The organism is Cobetia sp. MMG027 (assembly GCF_027947415.1).
Classification (GTDB): Bacteria; Pseudomonadota; Gammaproteobacteria; order Pseudomonadales; family Halomonadaceae; genus Cobetia; species Cobetia marina.
Genome location: NZ_JAQJIO010000014.1, coordinates 1 through 19,792, shown reverse-complemented (window position 1 = coordinate 19,792; position 19,792 = coordinate 1). Strand labels below are relative to the sequence as shown.

At 56.6% G+C, this 19,792-nt stretch carries 15 protein-coding genes and 1 pseudogene; 5 read left to right on the top strand and 11 right to left on the bottom strand.

The window, feature by feature from the left end:
* Positions 1–215: 215 nt before the first annotated feature.
* Positions 216–944 (top strand): FadR/GntR family transcriptional regulator, encoded by a 729-nt coding sequence (locus tag PJK54_RS16765; protein ID WP_077373794.1) that lies wholly within the window; start codon positions 216–218, stop codon positions 942–944.
* 244 nt (positions 945–1,188) lie between these two features.
* Here the strand turns inward: PJK54_RS16765 and PJK54_RS16760 are convergent, their stop codons facing one another.
* The 6 genes from PJK54_RS16760 to PJK54_RS16735 all read right to left on the bottom strand — a co-directional run bounded on the left by PJK54_RS16760 (position 1,189) and on the right by PJK54_RS16735 (position 6,485).
* Positions 1,189–1,854, bottom strand: coding sequence for a GntR family transcriptional regulator (locus tag PJK54_RS16760; protein WP_166018296.1), 666 nt, complete (start codon positions 1,852–1,854; stop codon positions 1,189–1,191).
* 174 nt (positions 1,855–2,028) lie between these two features.
* Entirely contained in the window at positions 2,029–3,177 is a 1,149-nt protein-coding gene (locus PJK54_RS16755; protein WP_271303398.1) for a mandelate racemase/muconate lactonizing enzyme family protein, read from the bottom strand.
* 47 nt (positions 3,178–3,224) lie between these two features.
* Positions 3,225–3,866 carry a 2-dehydro-3-deoxy-6-phosphogalactonate aldolase gene (locus PJK54_RS16750; protein ID WP_271303397.1) on the bottom strand — a complete coding sequence of 214 codons (642 nt, stop codon included), beginning with the start codon at positions 3,864–3,866 and terminating at the stop codon, positions 3,225–3,227.
* Entirely contained in the window at positions 3,860–4,780 is a 921-nt protein-coding gene (locus PJK54_RS16745) for a 2-dehydro-3-deoxygalactonokinase (protein ID WP_271303396.1), read from the bottom strand. Before PJK54_RS16745 ends, PJK54_RS16750 begins: the two co-directional genes overlap by 7 nt.
* Before the next feature lies 1 nt (position 4,781).
* A complete protein-coding gene (locus PJK54_RS16740) occupies positions 4,782–5,453 on the bottom strand; it encodes an RraA family protein (protein ID WP_271303395.1) in 672 nt (223 codons plus the stop codon).
* A gap of 42 nt (positions 5,454–5,495) precedes the next feature.
* Entirely contained in the window at positions 5,496–6,485 is a 990-nt protein-coding gene (locus PJK54_RS16735; RefSeq protein WP_271303394.1) for a C-terminal binding protein, read from the bottom strand.
* Positions 6,486–6,921: 436 nt separating this feature from the next.
* Here PJK54_RS16735 and PJK54_RS16730 point away from each other — a divergent pair, with 436 nt between their 5' ends.
* The 3 genes from PJK54_RS16730 (at position 6,922) to PJK54_RS16720 (ending at position 9,771) form a co-directional block, all read left to right on the top strand.
* Positions 6,922–7,908, top strand: coding sequence for a TRAP transporter substrate-binding protein (locus tag PJK54_RS16730; protein WP_271303393.1), 987 nt, complete (start codon positions 6,922–6,924; stop codon positions 7,906–7,908).
* Between the two features lie 94 nt (positions 7,909–8,002).
* Positions 8,003–8,494 (top strand): TRAP transporter small permease, encoded by a 492-nt coding sequence (locus PJK54_RS16725; protein ID WP_271303392.1) that lies wholly within the window; start codon positions 8,003–8,005, stop codon positions 8,492–8,494.
* A complete protein-coding gene (locus PJK54_RS16720) occupies positions 8,491–9,771 on the top strand; it encodes a TRAP transporter large permease (RefSeq protein ID WP_271303391.1) in 1,281 nt (426 codons plus the stop codon). Before PJK54_RS16725 ends, PJK54_RS16720 begins: the two co-directional genes overlap by 4 nt.
* A gap of 266 nt (positions 9,772–10,037) precedes the next feature.
* On the opposite strand, the gene PJK54_RS16715 is transcribed toward PJK54_RS16720, so the two are convergent.
* The 5 genes and pseudogenes from PJK54_RS16715 to PJK54_RS17900 all read right to left on the bottom strand — a co-directional run bounded on the left by PJK54_RS16715 (position 10,038) and on the right by PJK54_RS17900 (position 16,280).
* Positions 10,038–10,664: a helix-turn-helix domain-containing protein gene (locus PJK54_RS16715; RefSeq protein ID WP_136938521.1), complete on the bottom strand. Its 627-nt coding sequence runs from the start codon at positions 10,662–10,664 to the stop codon at positions 10,038–10,040.
* Positions 10,665–10,945: 281 nt separating this feature from the next.
* Entirely contained in the window at positions 10,946–11,326 is a 381-nt protein-coding gene (locus PJK54_RS16710) for a nuclear transport factor 2 family protein (RefSeq protein WP_157109445.1), read from the bottom strand.
* A gap of 134 nt (positions 11,327–11,460) precedes the next feature.
* On the bottom strand, positions 11,461–12,837 hold the full coding sequence (locus tag PJK54_RS16705) for an NAD(P)/FAD-dependent oxidoreductase (RefSeq protein ID WP_271303390.1): 1,377 nt from the start codon (positions 12,835–12,837) through the stop codon (positions 11,461–11,463).
* Between the two features lie 126 nt (positions 12,838–12,963).
* Entirely contained in the window at positions 12,964–14,745 is a 1,782-nt protein-coding gene (locus tag PJK54_RS16700) for a BCCT family transporter (RefSeq protein ID WP_271303389.1), read from the bottom strand.
* 567 nt (positions 14,746–15,312) lie between these two features.
* A pseudogene (locus PJK54_RS17900) lies at positions 15,313–16,280 on the bottom strand (IS30 family transposase).
* 621 nt (positions 16,281–16,901) lie between these two features.
* On the opposite strand from PJK54_RS17900, the gene PJK54_RS16690 reads away from it, so the two are divergent.
* Positions 16,902–19,792: DUF4347 domain-containing protein (locus tag PJK54_RS16690; protein WP_271303387.1), on the top strand; the 2,891-nt coding region annotated here is incomplete at its 3' end.

The window sequence follows — 19,792 nt, the reverse complement described above, 5'->3', positions numbered from 1 at the left end:
CCTTCTCAAGACAGTTCAAGACAGTTCAGGACTGTGAAATATCACGACTTGATTGGACTGCTGGTTGGTTTACCGGACCAGTTGAGATGAAAACTAGCCGAGCGCACGATGATTGGTCAAGGAATTCTCGAAAATTGCGACCATGGTCGGTTTTCTGGTGCGTCTGATTCGGTTGTCAGTTATTCTGGTATGAAATCTATACCAGTGGGGGCCGCATGAACCAGACGCCTTTCGCCTTCGAGAAAGCGCTGAAGAATCAGACCAAGAAGGAAATTCTCGCCGACAAGCTCATCGAGATGATCCTGACCGGCCTGCTGCGCGATGGGGATGAGCTGCCCAGCGAGCGTGAGCTGGCGCAGCTGTTTGAAGTGAGTCGTGAGACCGTGCGCGGGGGGCTGGCGCTGTTGACGGGCTATGGCCTGCTCAATGTCTCGCATGGCAGCAAGTCACGGGTGTGTGCCAGTGAGGCGGTGATCGACAGCTTCCGCAATCATCCCGCACGTCAGCAGGGCGACGAGCTCAACAATCTGGACATCGAGAGCGTCTTCGAGAGTCGTATCGTGGTGGAGTCGGCCATCGCCCGCCGCGCTGCTCGGCACATCGATGCCGCGGGCCTCAAGAAGCTGGATGCCTTGCTGGACGCCCAGTCCCAGCATTTCGACTCGCCGGTGAACTTCCAGCTCTCGGATCAGAACTTCCATCAGGTGATCGCGGAGTATTCGCGCAACGAGATCCTGATCCGCTACGCCCACGAGCTCTATACCTATGCGCTCAACATTCGTCGCCAGGTCATGGCCGAGCATGGCTCGATCAAGCGCAGCTATGAAGAGCACGTACGTATCGTCGAAGCGCTGCGCGCCGGCGACCCTGACGCCGCCGAACGCGCCATGCTCTCGCATATCGACAGCGTCTATTACACGACGCGGGACAAGATGAAGCGCTGATTGATAACGGCTAATCCTGGCAGGCGGAATCGACTGACATAACGCAGTGCTAACTCGCTCACTGGCTATTGCTGAGGTGCCAGGCTCGCATGATTTCTTCTGGGGATATGGCGGTCGCATTGAGTAATGTTTAAAGCTAAAGCCTCACTAGGCACTCAGATGATGTTCAGACCTTTTCAAGGGAGAGCTCACATGAGTTGGGAGTCAGCGAGACAGGTCGATGACTTCCCTGTGGGTGCTGATTTCACAGTTGGGTAATGTCTTCCACACCAACTTCGTAAGTCTCTTGGGTGCGGCCAATGTGTGCATCCAGTAGCGCGCGCAGGGCGGTGATGTCCTTGGCTTGAACAGCGTCGACTATCTCGGTGTGTTCTCTGAGCGAAAGACGGGTATGGTCCGGCCGGGTTGCCAGGTGAGTGCGTAGGGCGGCGATCTTTCCAGCGTATTGCTCGTAGGAACTCTTTAAGTAGGCGTTTCCACAATGGTTGAAGAAGGCCATGTGGAAGGCCGAATCCAGGTCCAGATAATCGGTTATGCGCCCAGATCCGTGTGCCACCTGCATCTGGCTTTCTACCTGTCGGAGCTCGTGATAGAGGCCAGGCTGATCAAACTCGATTGCCAGTGCCAGCGCGGCTGGCTCCAGCGTACGGCGAAAGGTACAGATGTTACCGACTTCGCGGGCGCTCAGGGTGAAGACCTGAGCACCAGATTGCGGTTTTATGATCACCAGGCCCTCGTGCTTGAGCCGAGCCAAAGCTTCACGCACCGGTGTCTTGGATACGTTCAGCAATGCCGATATACCGCGTTCAGAGATAGCTTCGCCCAAGGCGAGTTCGCCGCGTACGATCATGTTACGTACGTGATCGGTGACGAGGGTTCCTAGGGAGGGGGGGCGTTCAAAGTCCTGCATCTCGGTCCTTGTAGGCTGTGGTTCAGGCCCGAGACGGGCCTTGGGATTTTGCCACAGAGTAGCACAGGCGACTGGAATACCAGATGCCTATGTCATTGGGAAGATTGATCAAAGATTTTAGACCTATGGCAGCAGGGCCGAGCAAGCATGTGAACTTGTTATCCAACCCGTGTGTCAGTATGGACGGGCGTATTCACGCAGGAAATCACGATCGATGGTAAACCCGAGGCCATCACCTGTGGGGACGGTGACCCAGCCTTCACTTTGAGTGATCGCTGCGGTGACCAGGTTGGAGCGGAAAGGATGGCTCGAGGTGTCGTATTCGAAGATCGGACCGCTGGCCGCCAAGGTGGGATTGACTAACGGCATCGCGGCGATGGCATGCAGCGATGCATATTGACCGATCGCGGTCCCCCAGACATGGGGGTTCACCTGGATACCGTTGGCGAGGGCCAAGGCAGTGATATGCGTCATCGCGGTCAAGCCGCCGGCCATGGCCACATCTGGCTGGGCGATATCGATACAGCGTCCGGCCAGTAGGTCGCGGAATCCGAAGAGGGTGAATTCTGCTTCGCCACCTGCCAGGGGTATCAGCGTCTTCTGCTTCAACAGACGATAGCCCTCCTTATCATCAGGATTCACCGGTTCCTCGAACCATCGTAACCCGTATGCCTTGAGGCCATCTGCCAGCTGCGCTGCTTCGCTGACGGTATAGGCGTGATTGGCGTCAATCATCAGTTCGACATCATCGCCCACAGCATCACGTATATCGGTCATGACTTTGATGTCATTGGCCACCCCGAAGCCCAGTTTTATTTTCATGCTGGCAAAGCCTGCGTCACGGTGGCGACGCGCTTCTTCGACAAGACTGGCGGTGTCTGTACCAAGTTCGATGCGAAAGAAGCCGGTAGCGTAGGCTTGCACCTGTTTGCGAAAACCACCGCCAAGTAGCTCAAAGACAGGTCGTTGCGTGATCTTGCCCTTGAGATCCCAGAGAGCGATATCGAGAGCACTGATGGCGGCAATCACGACTCCCTTGCGTCCGTAGTCTCGAGTGTGATTGTAGAGCTCGTGCCAAATGACCTCGCTTTCGAACACTGAACGGCCGATCACCAATGGCGTGATTATGTGCTTGAGGACTGAAGCGGACAGTTCCGGTTCCAGCAGCCCTGCGCATAGCGCTTCACCCCAGCCGCTTTGTCCATCCTGAGTTACTACTTCCACCAGCGTTGCGGATCGACGGGTGATCCATTGCTGGGAGAAGGCGAAGGGGCGTGGCAGCTCGGATGTCATTGTGTAGATGTTGACTTGCTTGATGATCATGGAAGTACTCCAGCGGAGGTAAGGAGCTTGCAAGCACGTTGTGCTACCTATGGCTTGGCTGTCGCAGCCCAGCTGGCGTGGGCTGCGATAAATGCTCTTGCTCGCCTGGCGACCTCTGTATTGGCGATGCCAGATTGATAGAGCGCGCCACCGAGGCCGAACCCCCGTGCTCCTGCCTCGAGGTAACCTGCCATGGTGGCTGGCGTGATGCCTCCCACCGGCAACAACGGCGTTGTCTCGGGTAGCACAGCACGCATGGCCCTGACTGCGGCAGGCGAGATCGCCTCGGCAGGGAATAGTTTGAGAAAGTCGGCACCGGACTCGATGGCAGTGAAAGCCTCACTGACAGTGCCTACGCCGGGGCCGTAGATCAGCCCTCTGACCGAGGCTTCGCTTGCGATCCGGGGATCCAGGTTAGGGGCAATGATCAGGCGGCCCCCTGCCTGCTCAACATCGGCTACGCTATCTGGCGCGGTGACTGTTCCTGCCCCCACTAAGGCATCGTCCCCGACATGGGCTGCCAAGCGGCGAATGCTTTCCAGTGGGTCGGGAGAATTGAGCGGGACCTCGATCAGACGGAATCCTGCCTCAAGCAGGGCATCGGCTACCGGTATGACTTCCTGGGGTTTGATGCCGCGCAGGATGGCGATGAGAGGGCAGGCGTCGAAGGCCTGATGCCAGTTCAGCATGTAATCAGCTCCGCGGCTCTTGCGATGGCCAGCTGCCCGTGACGTGACAGGCCGGGCGTCGCCATAGTGGAAGGTAGTGACAGAAAGTCGGTGGCAATACGGTATCGTTCCGCAAGATCATGGCGGCCGATGATGGTGACCTTGCCAGGGGCTGCCCCCTGTTGTAACTGGCCGAGGCATTCCTCGCCGATCAGCAAGCCGGAGAGGTAGTCAGCGCTTTGCTCTGGGGATAGCTGGTCGAATAGGTGAAGCGCGCGAGTGGTGAACAGGGTCGCTAGAAGTTGTCCAGGATGCTGGCGGGCGGTCTGTAACCCACGCTGAAAGGCTTCTGGTGAGAACTCGCCTTGGCGTATGGTGCGGCCAAGTAGTGAGTGCTCACGAAGAATCGCATAGAGTTCGCCGGTCATGCAGGTGACAAAACGGGTGATCTTATCGTTCTCGACCGTCAACCATTTGTTGTGGGTTCCGGGCAGCAGGAAGGTGCCATCACTGACACCTTGGGTAGACAGATACCCGACTATCTCGGTTTCTTCGCCACGTATGACATCGGGGCGCTCGCCATCGGGCGATTGCACCGCGCCAGTGACGAAGTGCACCTGACCGAGGTCGGGAACGGTTTCACAGACCAAAGCATTGGCCAGCTCATTGATCCCCAGAGGGAGAGGTTGGTAGGGCGTCTCAATCCAGCCATTACGGCTGGTGATCATGCCCGAGGCAAGAATCGGTATGCCGGGGAAGTCGGTCAACCAGCTTTTGATGCTGTAACGAAGGAAACCTGCAAAGTCCCTGTCGGATACCGCGAGAATCCCATTGGGACTCTCGCGGGTATCGAGGGCCTCGCCGTGACGATCGACGAGGCTTGCACGAAACGATGAGGTTCCCCAGTCGATGCCAATCATGAGGGGATGCGACATCCTAGATTCTCCCGAACTCGGCCAGCAGGTCCTCGACGGTCTTGCCTTGCTGAACCCATGCGCGGGTAGCTTCCTCACGCTCGGCCTGCTCCAATGCCAGTTCGACTACCTCGGCTGCTCGGGCCAGCGGAATGACGGTCACACCCATCACATCGGCCACGATGAAATCACTAGGATTGACCGGAACGCCGCCACAGGCGATAGGCACGTTGATCGACAGCTCCTCCTTGCGATCGGAGAACATGGTGTGGGTACCACGCGGAGTGATGGCGCGTGTCCAGATCGGCCATTGGATATCTTCGAGTTCATCGGTATCACGCCCCGCGCCGTCCACTACCATGGCTCGAATGCCACGATTCTGGGCCAACGCGCCCATCAGGCCACCACACACCGAAGTGTTGGGATCCCCACCGGCATCGACAACGATGATGTCACCTGGCTGACCCATCTCCAGTGCCTTGAGGGGATCGACCAAGTCACCTTTTGATAGCTGCACGGTAATTGCCTGGCCACAGACCTTGGCGCGGAAAGCCGGCTTGATGCCGCTGTCCATCACGCCAGTTCGGTACTGGGAGTCGGCGAAGACAGCCGTGGCGGAGTAGTAGGACAACACCTTGTCGAATTTCTCGAGCAGTGCCGAGTCACGCTTGAAATCATTGAATTGCTTGAGCATGGGATAGTTCCTCTGATCGTTGTGTTTTCGTGTTTTCGTGTTTCAGTGAGCCGGCTTGTTGACCGGATTAAGTGGTGCCTGACCGGTCAGCACCCGGGCTACTTCCTGGGCAGCGATAGTGCGGGCCGCACGCAGTGATTCCTCCGAGTAGTAGGCGGCATGAGGGGTCACGATGACGTTGGGGAGTGAGAACAGAGGATTGTCGTTGGGGGACCAGTGTTTACGTTTGGCTGGCTCCTCCTCGGGATCATCGAGTCCCGCCCCAGCTATCCATCCCTCTGACAACGCCTTGTAGAGCGCGCGGTTATCGATGGTGGGTCCACGGCCAGTGCAGACCACCAATGCGTTGGGTTTCATTGAGCGAAATTCCTTCTCGCTCAAGAAGTGACGAGTTTCCGTTGTCATTGGCACCTGCATCATGACCACGTCGGACTCTGCCAGCAGTGCACCCTTGTCCACTGCCGCAACCTGATGGGCCGCGATGGTGGCGCTATCGACGTAGGGGTCGTGAATGATTACCTGGGCGCCGAATGCCTTGGCACGTTGCGCTATGGCCTGGCCGATGGCGCCAAAGGAAACGATGCCAACAGTCTGGCCACGAAGACGATTTAGAGGAGCCGCGCTCTGCCAGCGCCACTCACCACGATGGGTGGCCCGGTCGTAGGCGAACAGCCCGCGCGCCAAGGCCAGCCAGAGACTGATGGCGTGGTCAGCAACTTCCTCGGTGCAGTAATTGCGCACGTTGGTGACCTGGATCCCCTTGGCGGTGGCTGCCGCCACGTCAACGATGTCCGTACCGACGCCGTAACGGGCGATGACCTGGCAGCGCTGCATGGCGGCGATGGTGCTGGCACCGATGTAGGCATATTGGTTGATCATGGCAGCGCAGTCGGCAGCGTGTTCTAGCAGGTCCTGCTCCGATTTGGCTTGCAGGGCTATTACTTGGGCTCCCGCCTTCTCGAGAATTTCGCGCTCCAACTCGATATCGGCGAAGTCGTGATCAGTGATGATCACCTTCGGTCTGGTGGGCATGGCACTACCTCGTAATTGTTCGTTGCTGTCTTTTGTTCAACTGGTGTACCAGGCACCAGATGAGCTGAAATATACAAGCTAGAGGTGAGCTGTCAAAGAGGATTGGTCGATAGTGTCATTAGACATTGGTCATGTGAACTAAAGTAACCACGGTGCCGAACTCGCTATCTTGAGGTGTTGGAAATCGATGCTTTATGCGCTTTCTAATATAATAATTATTCATAAAAAACAATATATTAGGTGTGTTTTTTAAAAGGCGTGACGCTACCGGTTTGGCGGGGAAGTAAGGCAATGCAAAACAGAGGTAGATCAGAAGAGGGGCGGTAGCGCCATGGCGCTTTCTTGACAGATCCTTTTGGTATCAATCAATCTTCATTTCGGAATCTGGAATACCAGTTTCGGATTGACTACTCAATAACAATAGTGAGAGTTCGCCATGATCAAGAAATGGATGCTTATCAGCCTGCTGGTCGCCGCCACGCCGGCTCAGGCCACCACCATCATCAAGCTGGGACACGGGACCAATGAAAAATTCCATATGGCGCGAGCGATGATGGAGTTCGAGCGCCTGGTGGAAGAGGGTTCCAATGGCGAGATTGACGTACAGATCTTCCCGTCGTCCCAGCTGGGGGGGGATCGATCCATGATTGAAGGGGTGCAGACAGGCATTCTTGAAATGGCGGTGTCGCCGTCATCGTTTTTCACCAACTGGGACCCGGCTTTTGGCGTGGTCGAGCTGGCCTATATCTACCCGGACAAAGACACTGCGCTTGAGGTACTCGACGGCCCAGAAGGCGATGCCTTGTTGGGACGACTCGATCGGATCGGTCTGAAGGGACTTGGCTGGGTCGAGAGTGGCATGCGCCACCTAACCAATAATGTTCGTCCGATCAAGACTCCGCAGGATCTGGAGGGCATCAAGCTGCGTACCATGAAGGTGCCTGCCCATGTCGATACCTTCAAGGCGCTGGGGGCCAATCCGACGCCGATGAACTTCGGTGAAGTTTATTCCGCTCTACAGCAGGGAGTCATCGATGGTCAGGAAAACCCGCTTTCGTTGATCGACACGCAGCGCTTCTATGAGGTGCAGAAGTACCTGACACTTACGGGGCATATCTTTACGGCCTATACGCCGGTCATCTCCCAGACATTCTTTGACTCTCTGCCTGAAGGTCAGCAGCACTTGATTGAGCAGTCGATGGATCAGGCCATCGCCTACGATCGTGAGCTGGTAGCTGAGGAGGACGCCGATCACTTGGCGCATATCCAGAGCTCTGGTGTTGAGGTAAACAACCTGTCCGATGAGCAGCATCAGGCCTTTGCTGATATCGCCGCAAGCGTCAACGCCCAATATCGGGAACGTATTGGAGTTGACGTCTTTGATGGATGGATGGCTGCCATCGATCGCGCCTCTGAACAGTGATTAAGCACAGAGCCGGCACGCCAACCGCGAGAGGCCCCCAATTGGAAGAGGTCTTTCACTCAATGTGCGAAGCCGGAAATTCGAGGACATGCCGATGATTCGTTGGCTGAATGAAAGCTTGGAAGAGTGTTTGTCAGTTGTGCTGCTAGCACTGATCGTCGCACTGGTATCTGCCAATGTGCTGGCGCGCTACGTGTTCAACGCGTCCCTGTCCTGGGGGGAGGAGCTGGTGGGTTGGCTCTTTATCTGGTTTATCTGGATAGCGGTAAGCTACGTCTTTCGTCAGGACAAGCATATCGAGATTACCTTTTTGAAGGAGCAGCTGCCTGAAGCGATCCAGCGTTACTTGACACTGGTGGTTAGGCTGATCGTGGTGGCATTTCTAGTCACCATCAGCCTCTACTGCATCCAGCTGATGCTCAACCCCATGGTGCGGTATCAGGTATCGGTGGTGCTCCAGATGCCGATGCCCCTTTACTACGCCTCGGCACCCGCCGGTGCGCTATTGTCGGCGTTTCGCATTCTGCAACATTGTTGGCTGGCGTGGAGATTGCCTCGCACCGGCCTTGAAGGAGGTGCCCTATGATCGCTGTTTCACTGATCGGCATGTTATTCGCCTTTATCGCTGTGGGCATGCCGGTGGCCATGGGGATGGGGCTTGCTACGCTACTGGTGATATTGCTGATCGATGGTGCGCCACCAGTGGTGCTTCTAGCGCGTTCGCTGGTGACGGCAGCGGACTCCTTTCCGCTGATTGCCGTTCCCCTTTTTGTACTGGCCGGCGATCTGATGCAAATGGGGGGCATGTCACGACGTATCGTCGGTTTTGCTCATTCGCTGGTAGGGCACGTCAAAGGCGGGTTGGCCTATGTCAACGTGCTAGCTTGCTGCTTCTTTGCCGCCATTTCCGGCTCGTCACCGGCTACCGTGGCAGCGATTGGGTCGAACATGGTGCCGGAGATGGAAAAGGTCGGTTACTCACGCCGCTTCTCGTCTGCTCTGACGGCAGCCGGAGGCATGGTGGGGGTGATGATTCCACCGTCCATCCCCTTCATCATCTATGGCGTATCCGCGGAGGTCTCGATTGGCAAGTTATTCATGGCGGGGATCGTCCCTGGCATCATGTTTGGTATTGCCTATATGCTGACCGCGCGTCTGATGCTCAGGCACAATCGTAAGTTGTTGGAGGAGAGCACCAGCTTCTCGAGAAAGACGATGACCACTTCGCTGCGCGATTCGATCTGGGCGCTGCTGGTCCCAGTCATTATCCTGGGTGGGATTTATGGTGGGATATTCACGCCTACCGAAGCGGGTGGGGTAGCCGTCATTTACTCGATCATCATCGGCGTCTTCGTCTACGGTGATATTCGCTTGTCGGAGTTGCCCAAGGTGTTTGCGCGTAGTGCCTCGACTAGCGGACAGATCCTGATCCTGGTAGTGGTGGCCGGTGGCTTTGGCCAGTTACTGACCATTGCCCAGGTGCCGAAAGATCTGGCAGCTGCCATTACCGGGTTTTCGACCAATCCTTTGGTACTACTACTGATGATCAACCTATTGCTACTGATCGTCGGCATGTTCATGGAGACCATTGCAGCAATCATTATCCTGACACCACTTTTACTACCGGTAGCGATTGCCGCGGGAGTCGACCCGCTCCACTTCGGTGTGATCATGACCGTTAATCTTGCCATCGGCTTCTGTACGCCACCTTTGGGGGTCAACCTGTTCGTCGCCTCATCCGTATCCGGCGTCAAGATCATGGATGTATCGGCGGCAATCATTCCCTACTTTGTCGCAATGATAGCGCTGCTGCTGGCCATTACCTATCTGCCGGGCATCTCGATGTTCCTTGCAGGCGGCTAGCTGTACCAGCGGATATTTCATACCGTTGCTTGTACTCTTCAACCGGCGCTTCGATTCTGTATCGTGTGCCGGTTTTTTGTATATGGCCGTATATCGGTACTTTGTTTCTCCTCGATGTAGCTTGTGGAATCAGTATGTTGGATCAGTAAGAGCTTGCTGTGTGCAGGACTTTCGTAAAGGAGTGACGTTTGTACGGGGTACAGCGTCGGGCCTAGCGAGGCGACCCCCAGCTCCTTTTTTTAGAACTAGCCTGTTACCCCATTGCATCAGTACTCCACGCCCGTCATCACCCAGACGATGCGGGTCTCGGTCTCGCCGGGGTTGCGAATCCAGTGGGGTTCCTCCCCGGTCAGCGAGAAGCTGTCGCCCGGGTTGAGCAGGAAGACCTGCTCGCCGATGGTCAGCTCCAATTGGCCACTTTCCACATAGCCCGCTTCCTCACCGCGCCGCTCACGAGGCGTCTCACCGCCGCTGCCGCCGGGCTGCAGGCGGGTCATGATCAGGATGAGCTGACCGCTCAGGCGGGGGGAGAGCAGTTCTTCCCGTGCACCGATGGCGCTGAGGTTCATGGCGCGGCGTTGGTCCGCGCGCACGATAGTTTCCTGCTCGGCTGCCGAGTCACTCCCGCCCGGCTGGAAGAACCAGCTGACGCGCACACCGAGGGCGTCACTCAGGGCCTGTAGTACCCCGATGGGGAGGGAGGAGACGCCGCGCTCCACCTGGCTCAGATAGCCGACGGATTTTCCGACGCGCTTCGCCAGTTGGCTAAGTGTCATCTGACGGGACTTGCGCAGGTCGCGCAGCTGTCTGCCGATGCGACGGTCTTCCTGTTCTGCATTGCTGAGTGCGGTGCTGCCGGCTGATGCCTGTGAGGAGTCTGTCTCCGTGATCATCCGGTTTCCTCTTGGCAATGGGGGCTGTCAGGCAATGAGGGCCATTTCATGTAGATGAAATGCGTGAAGTGGTTTTCATCAGCAAGATTATCAGCATGCGGCGTGGAGAGATAAGTCAGTGCCGTTATCAAATCGTCGTGTCGGGACTGGTGTTGGTTCAGGGCTTGAGATAGCGGTTTATGAGATAACGGCTTCTGAGATAGCGGCTTTAGAGATAACGCTTGAGACGCAAAAGGCCAGTCATGATGACTGGCCTTTTGCGTGTGCGCCGGGCGTGAAAATCACCCAGCTGGGGCAAAGGCCGGTCGCTGCTTGCGGAAGGCCTGTTTGCGGGTGATCTTGCCCTTCTCGATGGTGAAGAGATCCACGCTATCGGCCTCGACACGCAGGCCATCGGGCTGGGTCGCCATGAAGGTGCATTCGGAGACGACGCGCTGATCGGCGAAGAAGAACTCGCCCTTGGCCCACTGCACATCAGGCATGGTCGTCCAGGTATTCACGAAGGCATCGCGCACGGCGGCCTTGCCGACGATACGCGTGCCGTGCGCCTCATCGCCGGACACGGTGTCGAAGACCACATCATCGGCGAAGTACTCCATGACGTCATCGATGGCGTGGCGATTGAAGGCATCGAACATGGCGGTCATCTGTTCACGGTTCATGGTACGGGTCTCTGGTGCATGCATGCCGCGAGTGGCATGCCAGTGGGAGGTGCCGCGACGTCATTCGGGAGCGCCGTGGCGTGTTGAGCAACATGAAAGACGGTGGTCGGTGAGCGTAGAGAGCGAGTCGTGGCTCAGCTCACCTTGTCCAGCACCTGGAAATACTTGTAGAGCAGATGCTGCCCCATGCGTCGGATCGGCCTGAGCGGATGGGCGGGCAGTGGGGAGTTGAAGATCGGCAGGTGGCGCTCGGGCAGTGAATGACCGGCGATCAGCGCGGCGAGTTGTCTGGAGGCATAGGCCGAGAACGACACGCCGTTGCCGCTGTAACCCTGGGAGTAGAAGATCTGCTGCTTGGGGTCCGGCTGCACGATGCGCGGCATCATGTCGTGGGAGATATCCATCCAGCCATGCGAGAACCACGGTGTCTCGATGCCGGCCAGCGCCGGGAACTTGCGTGCAATGGCGGCGTGCACCACATCCAGATGACGAGCATTCTGCGCATCCGCGCCGCTGATGGCGCTGCGCGTGCCGATCTGCAGGCGTTTCTCGGGCAGCAGCCGATAGTAATAGCGCAGCTTGCGGGTGTCCGTGGTCAGGATGGTCGAACGCAGGCCGCAAGCCTCGATCTCATCGTCGGTCAGTGTGCGCGTCCACACCGAATTGGCCATGATCGGCATGTTGCGATAGGCGGTCAGTGAGTGGAGGTTGGGGCTGGTATAGCCCGCCGTGGCGATGCCTACCGCGCGTGCCTTTACCGTGCCTCCCGGTGTCTGCAGATAGTGGATGCCGTTCTCTGTCGTCCAGTGTTGCACCGGGCTGCTGGTGTGGATTCTGGCGCCATGGCGGCGCGCGATACGCGCATAGCTGTAGGCCAGCTTGAGCGGCTGCACGGCGATGCCCTCGGGCTCCAGCATCGCGCCGTGACTTTCCTGATCGCCCATGAAGTCCCGATGGACCGTCGCACGGTCCAGTGTCCGGGTCCGGTAACCGAGGATGTTGTTGCACAGGCGTGATTCGGCCTCGAGATGCTGCATGGCCTGTGGGCTATGGGCGATCAGCAGATTGCCCAGCGGTTGAGGCTCGCAATCCACTTCCGGGTCCTGGGTCAGAGACTTGAAGACCTCGAAACCCTCGAGACTATTGGCGTGCAGCTGGCGCGCCATGTCGACCCCCCATTTCCTGACCCACTGGCTGCGGCTCAGGCGTCCCCAGGCCAGATGGCCCTGGCCGCCATTGCGGCTGGTGCAGCCCCAGCCGATCTGATTGGCCTCCAGCACCACCGCCTTGATGCCGTGCTCGCGCGCCAGGAACATCGCCGTGGCAAGGCCGGTAAAGCCGGCGCCGATCAGCACCACGTCTGCCTCCATGTCGTCAGTGATGGGGCCATCATCCTCGGGAGGCGGGCCGGCGTGGTAGCGCCAGTAGCTCGGCGCATAATCCACTCCTTCACCCGGTGATGTGTCCTTGAGAGGGTCGTAGTGAGGGTTGTAAGGCTGCTTGACAGTCATCGTGGGTCACCATCCGTGTTGTTGTTGGCGATCGTTGTCATTGGCGATCAATGGCGGTGCTTGTCCAGGCGCGTTGCGCTCTGGGGTCTCTGCCTGCCCGAGTCGACGTGAGGCGCATCATGCCGCTCAGGTCGCGCCCGGGATGGGTTGGCTTCCCGATCCCGGGAGGGCGTGCGGGGTTGGCGTGGCAGTGGTGCCTGGCGTGGTAATTGGCGAGGTACTGGACGTGGTAGCTGGCGTGGCGGGTGTGGCAGCGCTCGGGGCTTCAGGCTCAGCGGCTTCGGCAGGCATCGGTCTGGCCTGAGGGGCCGGCTGCATGGCCGTCGCGGGCTGCTCGTGGGTCGCCTTGAGCATGCGATAGACCGAGAACATGTAGGCGATGCTGACGAGGAAGAAGGGCGCACCGACCACGATCGCCAGGCTCTTGATGGCGTTGAAGCCTCCGGCAAGCTGGAAGACGATGCCGGTGACACCGATGATCACGCCCCACAGCAGACGCATCAGGATCTTTGGATTCTCGTTGCCATTGGAGACCTGCATGGCCGAGAAGAACGAGGCCGAATCCGAGGTGGTGACGGCGAAGACGATGATGTTGAACAGCACCGCGAGGCACAGCCACCAGCCGCCGGGCATGCTCTGCAGCAACAGGTAGATGCCGGATTCCGGATTGCCCTGCACGCTCTCCCACAGCGGCACGATCTGATTGACCTCGGCATAGCCGGCCGAGCCACCCCAGATGCTGAACCACACGATCGACAGCAGCATCGGCACCACCACCACGCCGAACACGAATTCGCGCAGGGTGCGGCCGCGGGAGATGCGCGCGATGAAACCGCCGCAGAAGGGGATGTAGGAGATGTACCAGAGCCAGTAGAAGATCATCCACCAGCCCACCCATTCGCGCTGTTCGAAGCTGCCCGCGTCGGTCCAGAACTGAGTGACGAACACCGAGCCGAAGTAGTCACCGAACTGCTGGGTGATCATGTTCAGCAGGTATTGCGCCGGGGCATGACCGAAGGCCAGCAGCGCCAGCAATATGGCACCGGCCATGACCATGTTGAGCAGGCTGAGGTACTTGATGCCGCGCTCGATGCCGGTCGCCGCCGATGCCACGTAGGCGATGATGATCACCAGCATCACCATGGCCTGACCGAAGGCACCGAACTCGAGCCCGAACAGCACCTTCAAGGCATAGCTGATGGAGGTGACGCCCAGGCCGATCATGGTGGCATTGCCGCCGATGGTGCCGATCACCCCCAGCCCGTTGGCAAGCTTGCCCCACAGGCTGCTGTTGCAGCGCTCCCCCAGAAGTCCGTAGAGGCCGGTGGCGACGGTCAGCGGCTGCCCCAGACGATAGGCCGGAAAGGCAATGGCCCAAGCGGCCACGGCAAACAGTGCCCAGCCATGCATGCCCCAGTCCATGAGCGTGTCCAGGATGGCGGTGCTTACCCCTGCCTGCTGGCCGACTTCATTGAGGTCCTGCACATGTGAGGAGGTGTAGAGGTGCGTCAGGGGCTCGGCGATGCTGAAGAACACGAAACCGATGCCCAGCCCGCAACTGAAGATCATCGAGATCCACGCCACGTAGCTGAATTCGGGGCGCGAATCATCCGGCCCGAGACGGATACCGCCGAAGGGGCTGAGCAGCAGATAGAAGCTGAAGATCAGTGTCGCGGCGACACCGAGCACGAAGCTCCAGCCGAAATTGAAGATCAGGAAGTCGCGTATGCCGGAAAGCGCTGCGCCGGTCTGTTCCGGTGCCGCCAGGGCATAGATCATGATCAGGGTGTAGATGCTGAGGACGGGCCAGAACAGCCCCTTGTCGTAGTTGCCTAGCAGACCGGACGAGCGCGGAACGCCGTTGTTACCAGCACGCTCAGCCGCTGCGGGATTGCGTATTGCTGTCACTGGGGTACCTCCAGGAAGGGGTCCTGATGCTCCATGCCAGATCTCGTCAGACACCTGACAAGCCGACAGGAATATCGAGAGCAGATTTTATTGTTGTCATGGGAGCGGGGCAGGAACGCCGCCTTTCGTCGCGCCGGCAAGGTCCCCATCCATCGTCAGTGAATGCGCTGTAGCTGATACAGCACTCGATGAATCTTCTCGCGTCACAAATGAAAATAGACGGCAGATAAAGTCACGCAAGTGAAATTTTTAATTATTTTTTCATTTGCATGCAGGTCGATTGACTGACGGCTTCAACTCATTGAAATGCAGAGGAAATAACGCCGATGCGCAGCTCGGTTCGATGGGGGTAGGACAGCGAACAGAGGCGGGAGGGGGGATAGAGAGCGGAGTAGAGAGGGGAGTAGGGAGGCCTGTCTGCAGTTTTGATGACTATGTCTTGAATTCTTGAATCCTCAGCAGGCATGCAGAGTGGCGTTCTATGAGCGGGTCAACGACGAGGTGAAGCTTTGAGATGCGCCAGAATGATGGCCATGACGAAGCTTACGGCCGATTTGATACCTGAATTCAAGCAATAAACACAGCACCTGCGGTATCTAGGCTTCCCGAGTATTCCCTAGAAACACCTGCACCGGTGTCCGGAAGCCGAGACGTTTTCGAGGGCGGTCATTCAGCTTTTCGACCACCTTGCGTAGCTCTTAATTGCTGACTTGGCGGTAATCCGTTTCACTAGGATAGTACAGCCGTATAAAACCATTCGTGTTCTCGTTGGTCCCACGCTGTCAAGAGCAGTAGAGATCGCAGAAGTACATCGCCGCAGTCACGGCCTTGATCACCGTTTGTGGCCAGCGAATTCCGGGCCATTGTCAAGTTTGATGGTCTGAACCGCTGCCTGACGCGGCTTCAACAAACGGATCATCGCTTCTTGAGTCAACTCGACTGAGATCCTGGGCAGTCGTACCGCCAGTAAATAGCCACTGCGACGCTCTGACAGCGTGACCAGGCCCGATTGCCCGTGGTCCTGTATCACGGTGCCGCCTTCCCAGTGGCCCAATGAACCGCCGGTCATTAATCTCATCTGGGCGGTGCTCGATATCGACTCGGTTTGGGAGGGTTGCCCAATCCGACGCTCATGGCGTGTGTGCAATGCTTATTGCGGCGTTTGGGCTGACTGAGATGCCGCCAAGGGCTACCTCCTCGTATCTTGTCGTCCCAGATCAAGGAGTAGATCCATTGATAATTGACACTGGCGCCGGCCAAGGGCGCCATGGAGCCACTGATTTGCTGTGGGTTCCACTCCTCACTTAGTAGACCGGCAACGGCAGCCATCAGGCTTGGGTGCGGCGCCGATGAACACTGAATGTCTGAGCCTGCTAAGGATCACATCCATCAGCGGCGACGTTGCGGCGAATTTCACGGTTGATCGCGCTACTGCAGATGTTCAGCTCCCCGCCGATCTGGCGCCGGATTATGTCCGAGTCATGCTGGGCGTGGACCCGGTATCGTTGGGTCTCGGTCAGCTGCCGATATTCCATACTCTGCTTCACTTTGCTCTGTGAGCCGATAAGGGTGCCGGCACTGGCTCTCCTACCCCTATCGTGCGGTCCAAAGTGCTGCGGTTATTCTATGAATTTAGGATAACTAATCTGCGGCATTGTCTTCATTTATCTCACTGCCGGATGAAGGTGAGCGGGCATTGATTGTTATGGCTGTTATCGAGCAATTGCGAGCATATCCATCGTAGAACCCGCACCATGCGGTGAGCGTAAAAGGTCTCGTTTGGAATATTCAGTCATAATGAATTGGTCATTGTTGTAACAACATCGGTGAAAGCTTTAGCCTATTTTGGTTGTGATTCTTAGCGAGTTATTAGTGGGTGATATTGAGTTGTCTGTTGACTTTTTGATCAGATGTGATATGGCATCCTCGTGGATCTCGCGGAAGCTCTCTCGGTACTCCCACGATTGACGCGAAGGGAGTCGGCTCTCTTTTGTTTATCAGCTCTATCTTATATCATCGAAATAATGATTTTGTGGGAGGCCTTGATCTGGATGCTGGTTTTCATCGTATGATTGAGCTAGCCCAGAATACTGATACATCGAAGTGTCAGCCCCCCCCCCTTGACGAGCATGGACCGCGAGGTTAGGAGCGATAGGATGAGTGATAACAAGACCCCCAAGAATCTACGCCCAGCATTGATTCGCTCCCTGGAGCCTCGGTTCCTGTTCGACGGTGCTGCGGTCGGTACTGCCGCTGATACTGCAACGGATCAGGATTACTCGTCCGATCACGGAACAGCTGAACATGCCCAGCAAGGCAGCATGACGGCAGAAGCCGTGGCAGCTCAATCCCAATCTCCTGCTACCAAGGCATTGCAAGCCAGTCAGGCGGCTCGGCAGCAGGATGACGCCACCAGTGATCGACAGTCTTCTGCCAGTGATACTGCTGATGACACTGAGAAGTCTGATGCAGCATCACAAGCCTCTCGCGCAGTCATCTTCGTCGATAGTAATGTCACCAATTATCAGTCATTGGTTGATGAGTTGGATCCCGAGGCTGAGGTTGTGGTGCTCAATGGAGAGACTGACGGTGTCGAGCAGATGGCCAGGTACCTGGATGGTCAGCAGGATATTTCAGCCGTTCACATTCTGTCTCATGGGGAAGAAGGTGAGCTGAGCCTCGGTACCGCAACGCTCGACGCGGAAAGTATGGCTGATGAATATAGCGACGAGCTGGCAGCTATCGGCAGCGCCTTGACGAAAGAAGGTGACATCCTTCTTTATGCTTGTGATTTCAGTTCTGGGGATGCAGGCTTGGAGGCAGCGACTCAGCTTGCCAATCTCACGGGAGCAGATATTGCTTCATCGTCTGATGACACGGGTAGCCAGGCTCTTGGAGGGGATTGGGACCTGGAAAACCAGACGGGTGATATTGAAGCCGCTTCAATTGCCGCGACGGCTTGGGGCGGTAAGCTGGCAGATACTGTAGAGCTTAACTTCTCAAATGACCGAGATTTTGTCAGTGGTAACGAAGACGCTTTCATAGCTGGAAATGTTTATCGTTACAATGATGTTGCAGAAGGTCTCGATGCTATAGTTACAATCGATGAAGTATCGTCGGGTGTAACGATAGATGAAATCGACGTTGGTGGTGGTATTGATTCGGCATTTGTAAGCCAGTTCAACTCTGCAAATCCATCTGGATATGTTCAGTTTACTATTGATTTCGTGTCAGCGGATACCGACACTGCTCAGTATATCAGTTTTACGGCTACAGCGGTTGATCTGGATAAAAACACGGAATCGGTACTTTTTTATAATGCCAATAATTTTACCACGGAAGAATTTACCGATGTTTCGGCAGAAATAAATAGTGCCGATAGCTCTCTTAGCGCCGTTGGTGGAGGTGATACCGTACCATTGTCACGCGATGAGACGCAGAATATGGTGTCTGCGGGCTATGAAAATGTCTCATCATTCACTTACCGCGCTGGAATATCGAATGACTATCGTCAGGTAGGTTTGTTGTTCGAAGATATTAATACTGGCAACGGTGAGGATGTCAATTATACCAATGATGGCGTGACAATAAACCTCCCAGCTGCACGTGACGACTTTGCTACAACCGAAGCCAATACTCCGGTTATCTTCGACCCCTTGGCCAACGACGGTCAAGGGGGTGGAGATCTGACGGTTTCAAAAGTCAATGGAGCCGCAATTCAAGCAGGTGGTGATAGTGTCGGCGTGGAAGGCGGTAGTGTTGCCTTGTCAGTGGACGGCGAGTTGATATTTACGCCTGATGACGATTATGTCGGCACATCTGATTTTCAATATACCGTGATTGATACCAATGGTAATCAGTCTTCTGGGCAGTCTAGTGTGGCTGTCATCATGCCTTATGCAAATCAAAGTGCCTCCGATGGTGATTCATTTGCCTTGGGGACGGCCGATGTCTTTGGTGATTTGGATAATTACGATGACTTGACGTATACGGTCTCAGGTCTACCAGAAGGGCTTTCGATAGATGCCGAAACCGGGGAGATTACAGGAACTCTCACTGCTGATAGTTCCGCGAATGGTCCATACGCCATTACTGTAGTGGGCACTGATTCTCAGGGGAATCAGGTTTCGGACACTTTTGACTTGGCGGTCAATAATCCAGCACCCGTAGCCGGTGCAGATGCCGTGTCTGTGGATGAGAAAGCACCGGCCTCCGGTAATGTGCTAGCCAATGACAATGATGGGCTCAATGACACTGATGCCTTGGTTGTCAGTCGAGTGGGCGAAGATGCTGCCAATGTCGGTCAGCCGACTGCCGGTGACAACGGTGGCCAGTTCACCGTCAATGCCGATGGCAGCTATGACTTCGCGCCGGGCGCGGACTTCGATGACCTCGCGGCTGATGAGACTCGAACTACCACCATCAGTTATCAGGTCAGCGATGGCCAGGGGGGCTTCGATACCTCGACTGTGAGCGTTACTGTCAACGGTGCCAACGATGCGCCAGTGGTCAGTGCCCCGACAGATGACCTTTCAGCCAATGATGCGGATGAGATTGATATTCCTGCGGGTGATGCCTTCAGCGATGTGGATGCCAGTGATGTGCTGTCATTTACCGCTACGGGTTTGCCTGCTGGCCTAAGCATCAACCAGACGACCGGCCGTATCACGGGGACACTGGCATCGGATGCTTCGCAGAATGGTCCCTTCAATATTGTCGTCACAGCTGACGATGGTAATGGCGGCACTGTGACGGATACCATTCTGCTGGAGGTATCCAATATTTCCCCGGAGGCCAATCCGGATCAGAAAACGACAGATGAGAATACTCTCGCCGTTGGTAATGTGCTTCTGAACGATACCAGTGGTGATAATGATGCCTTGGTGGTGAGCCAGGTGAATGGCGACTCGGCAGGTGTCGGGCAGGCTATCGCTGGCACGCAAGGCGGGGAGTTCACTGTTTCTGAAGATGGCAGTTACGCCTTCATTCCAGGAGCGGACTTCGATGACCTTGCGGTCGATGAAACCCGTACCACCACCATCAGCTA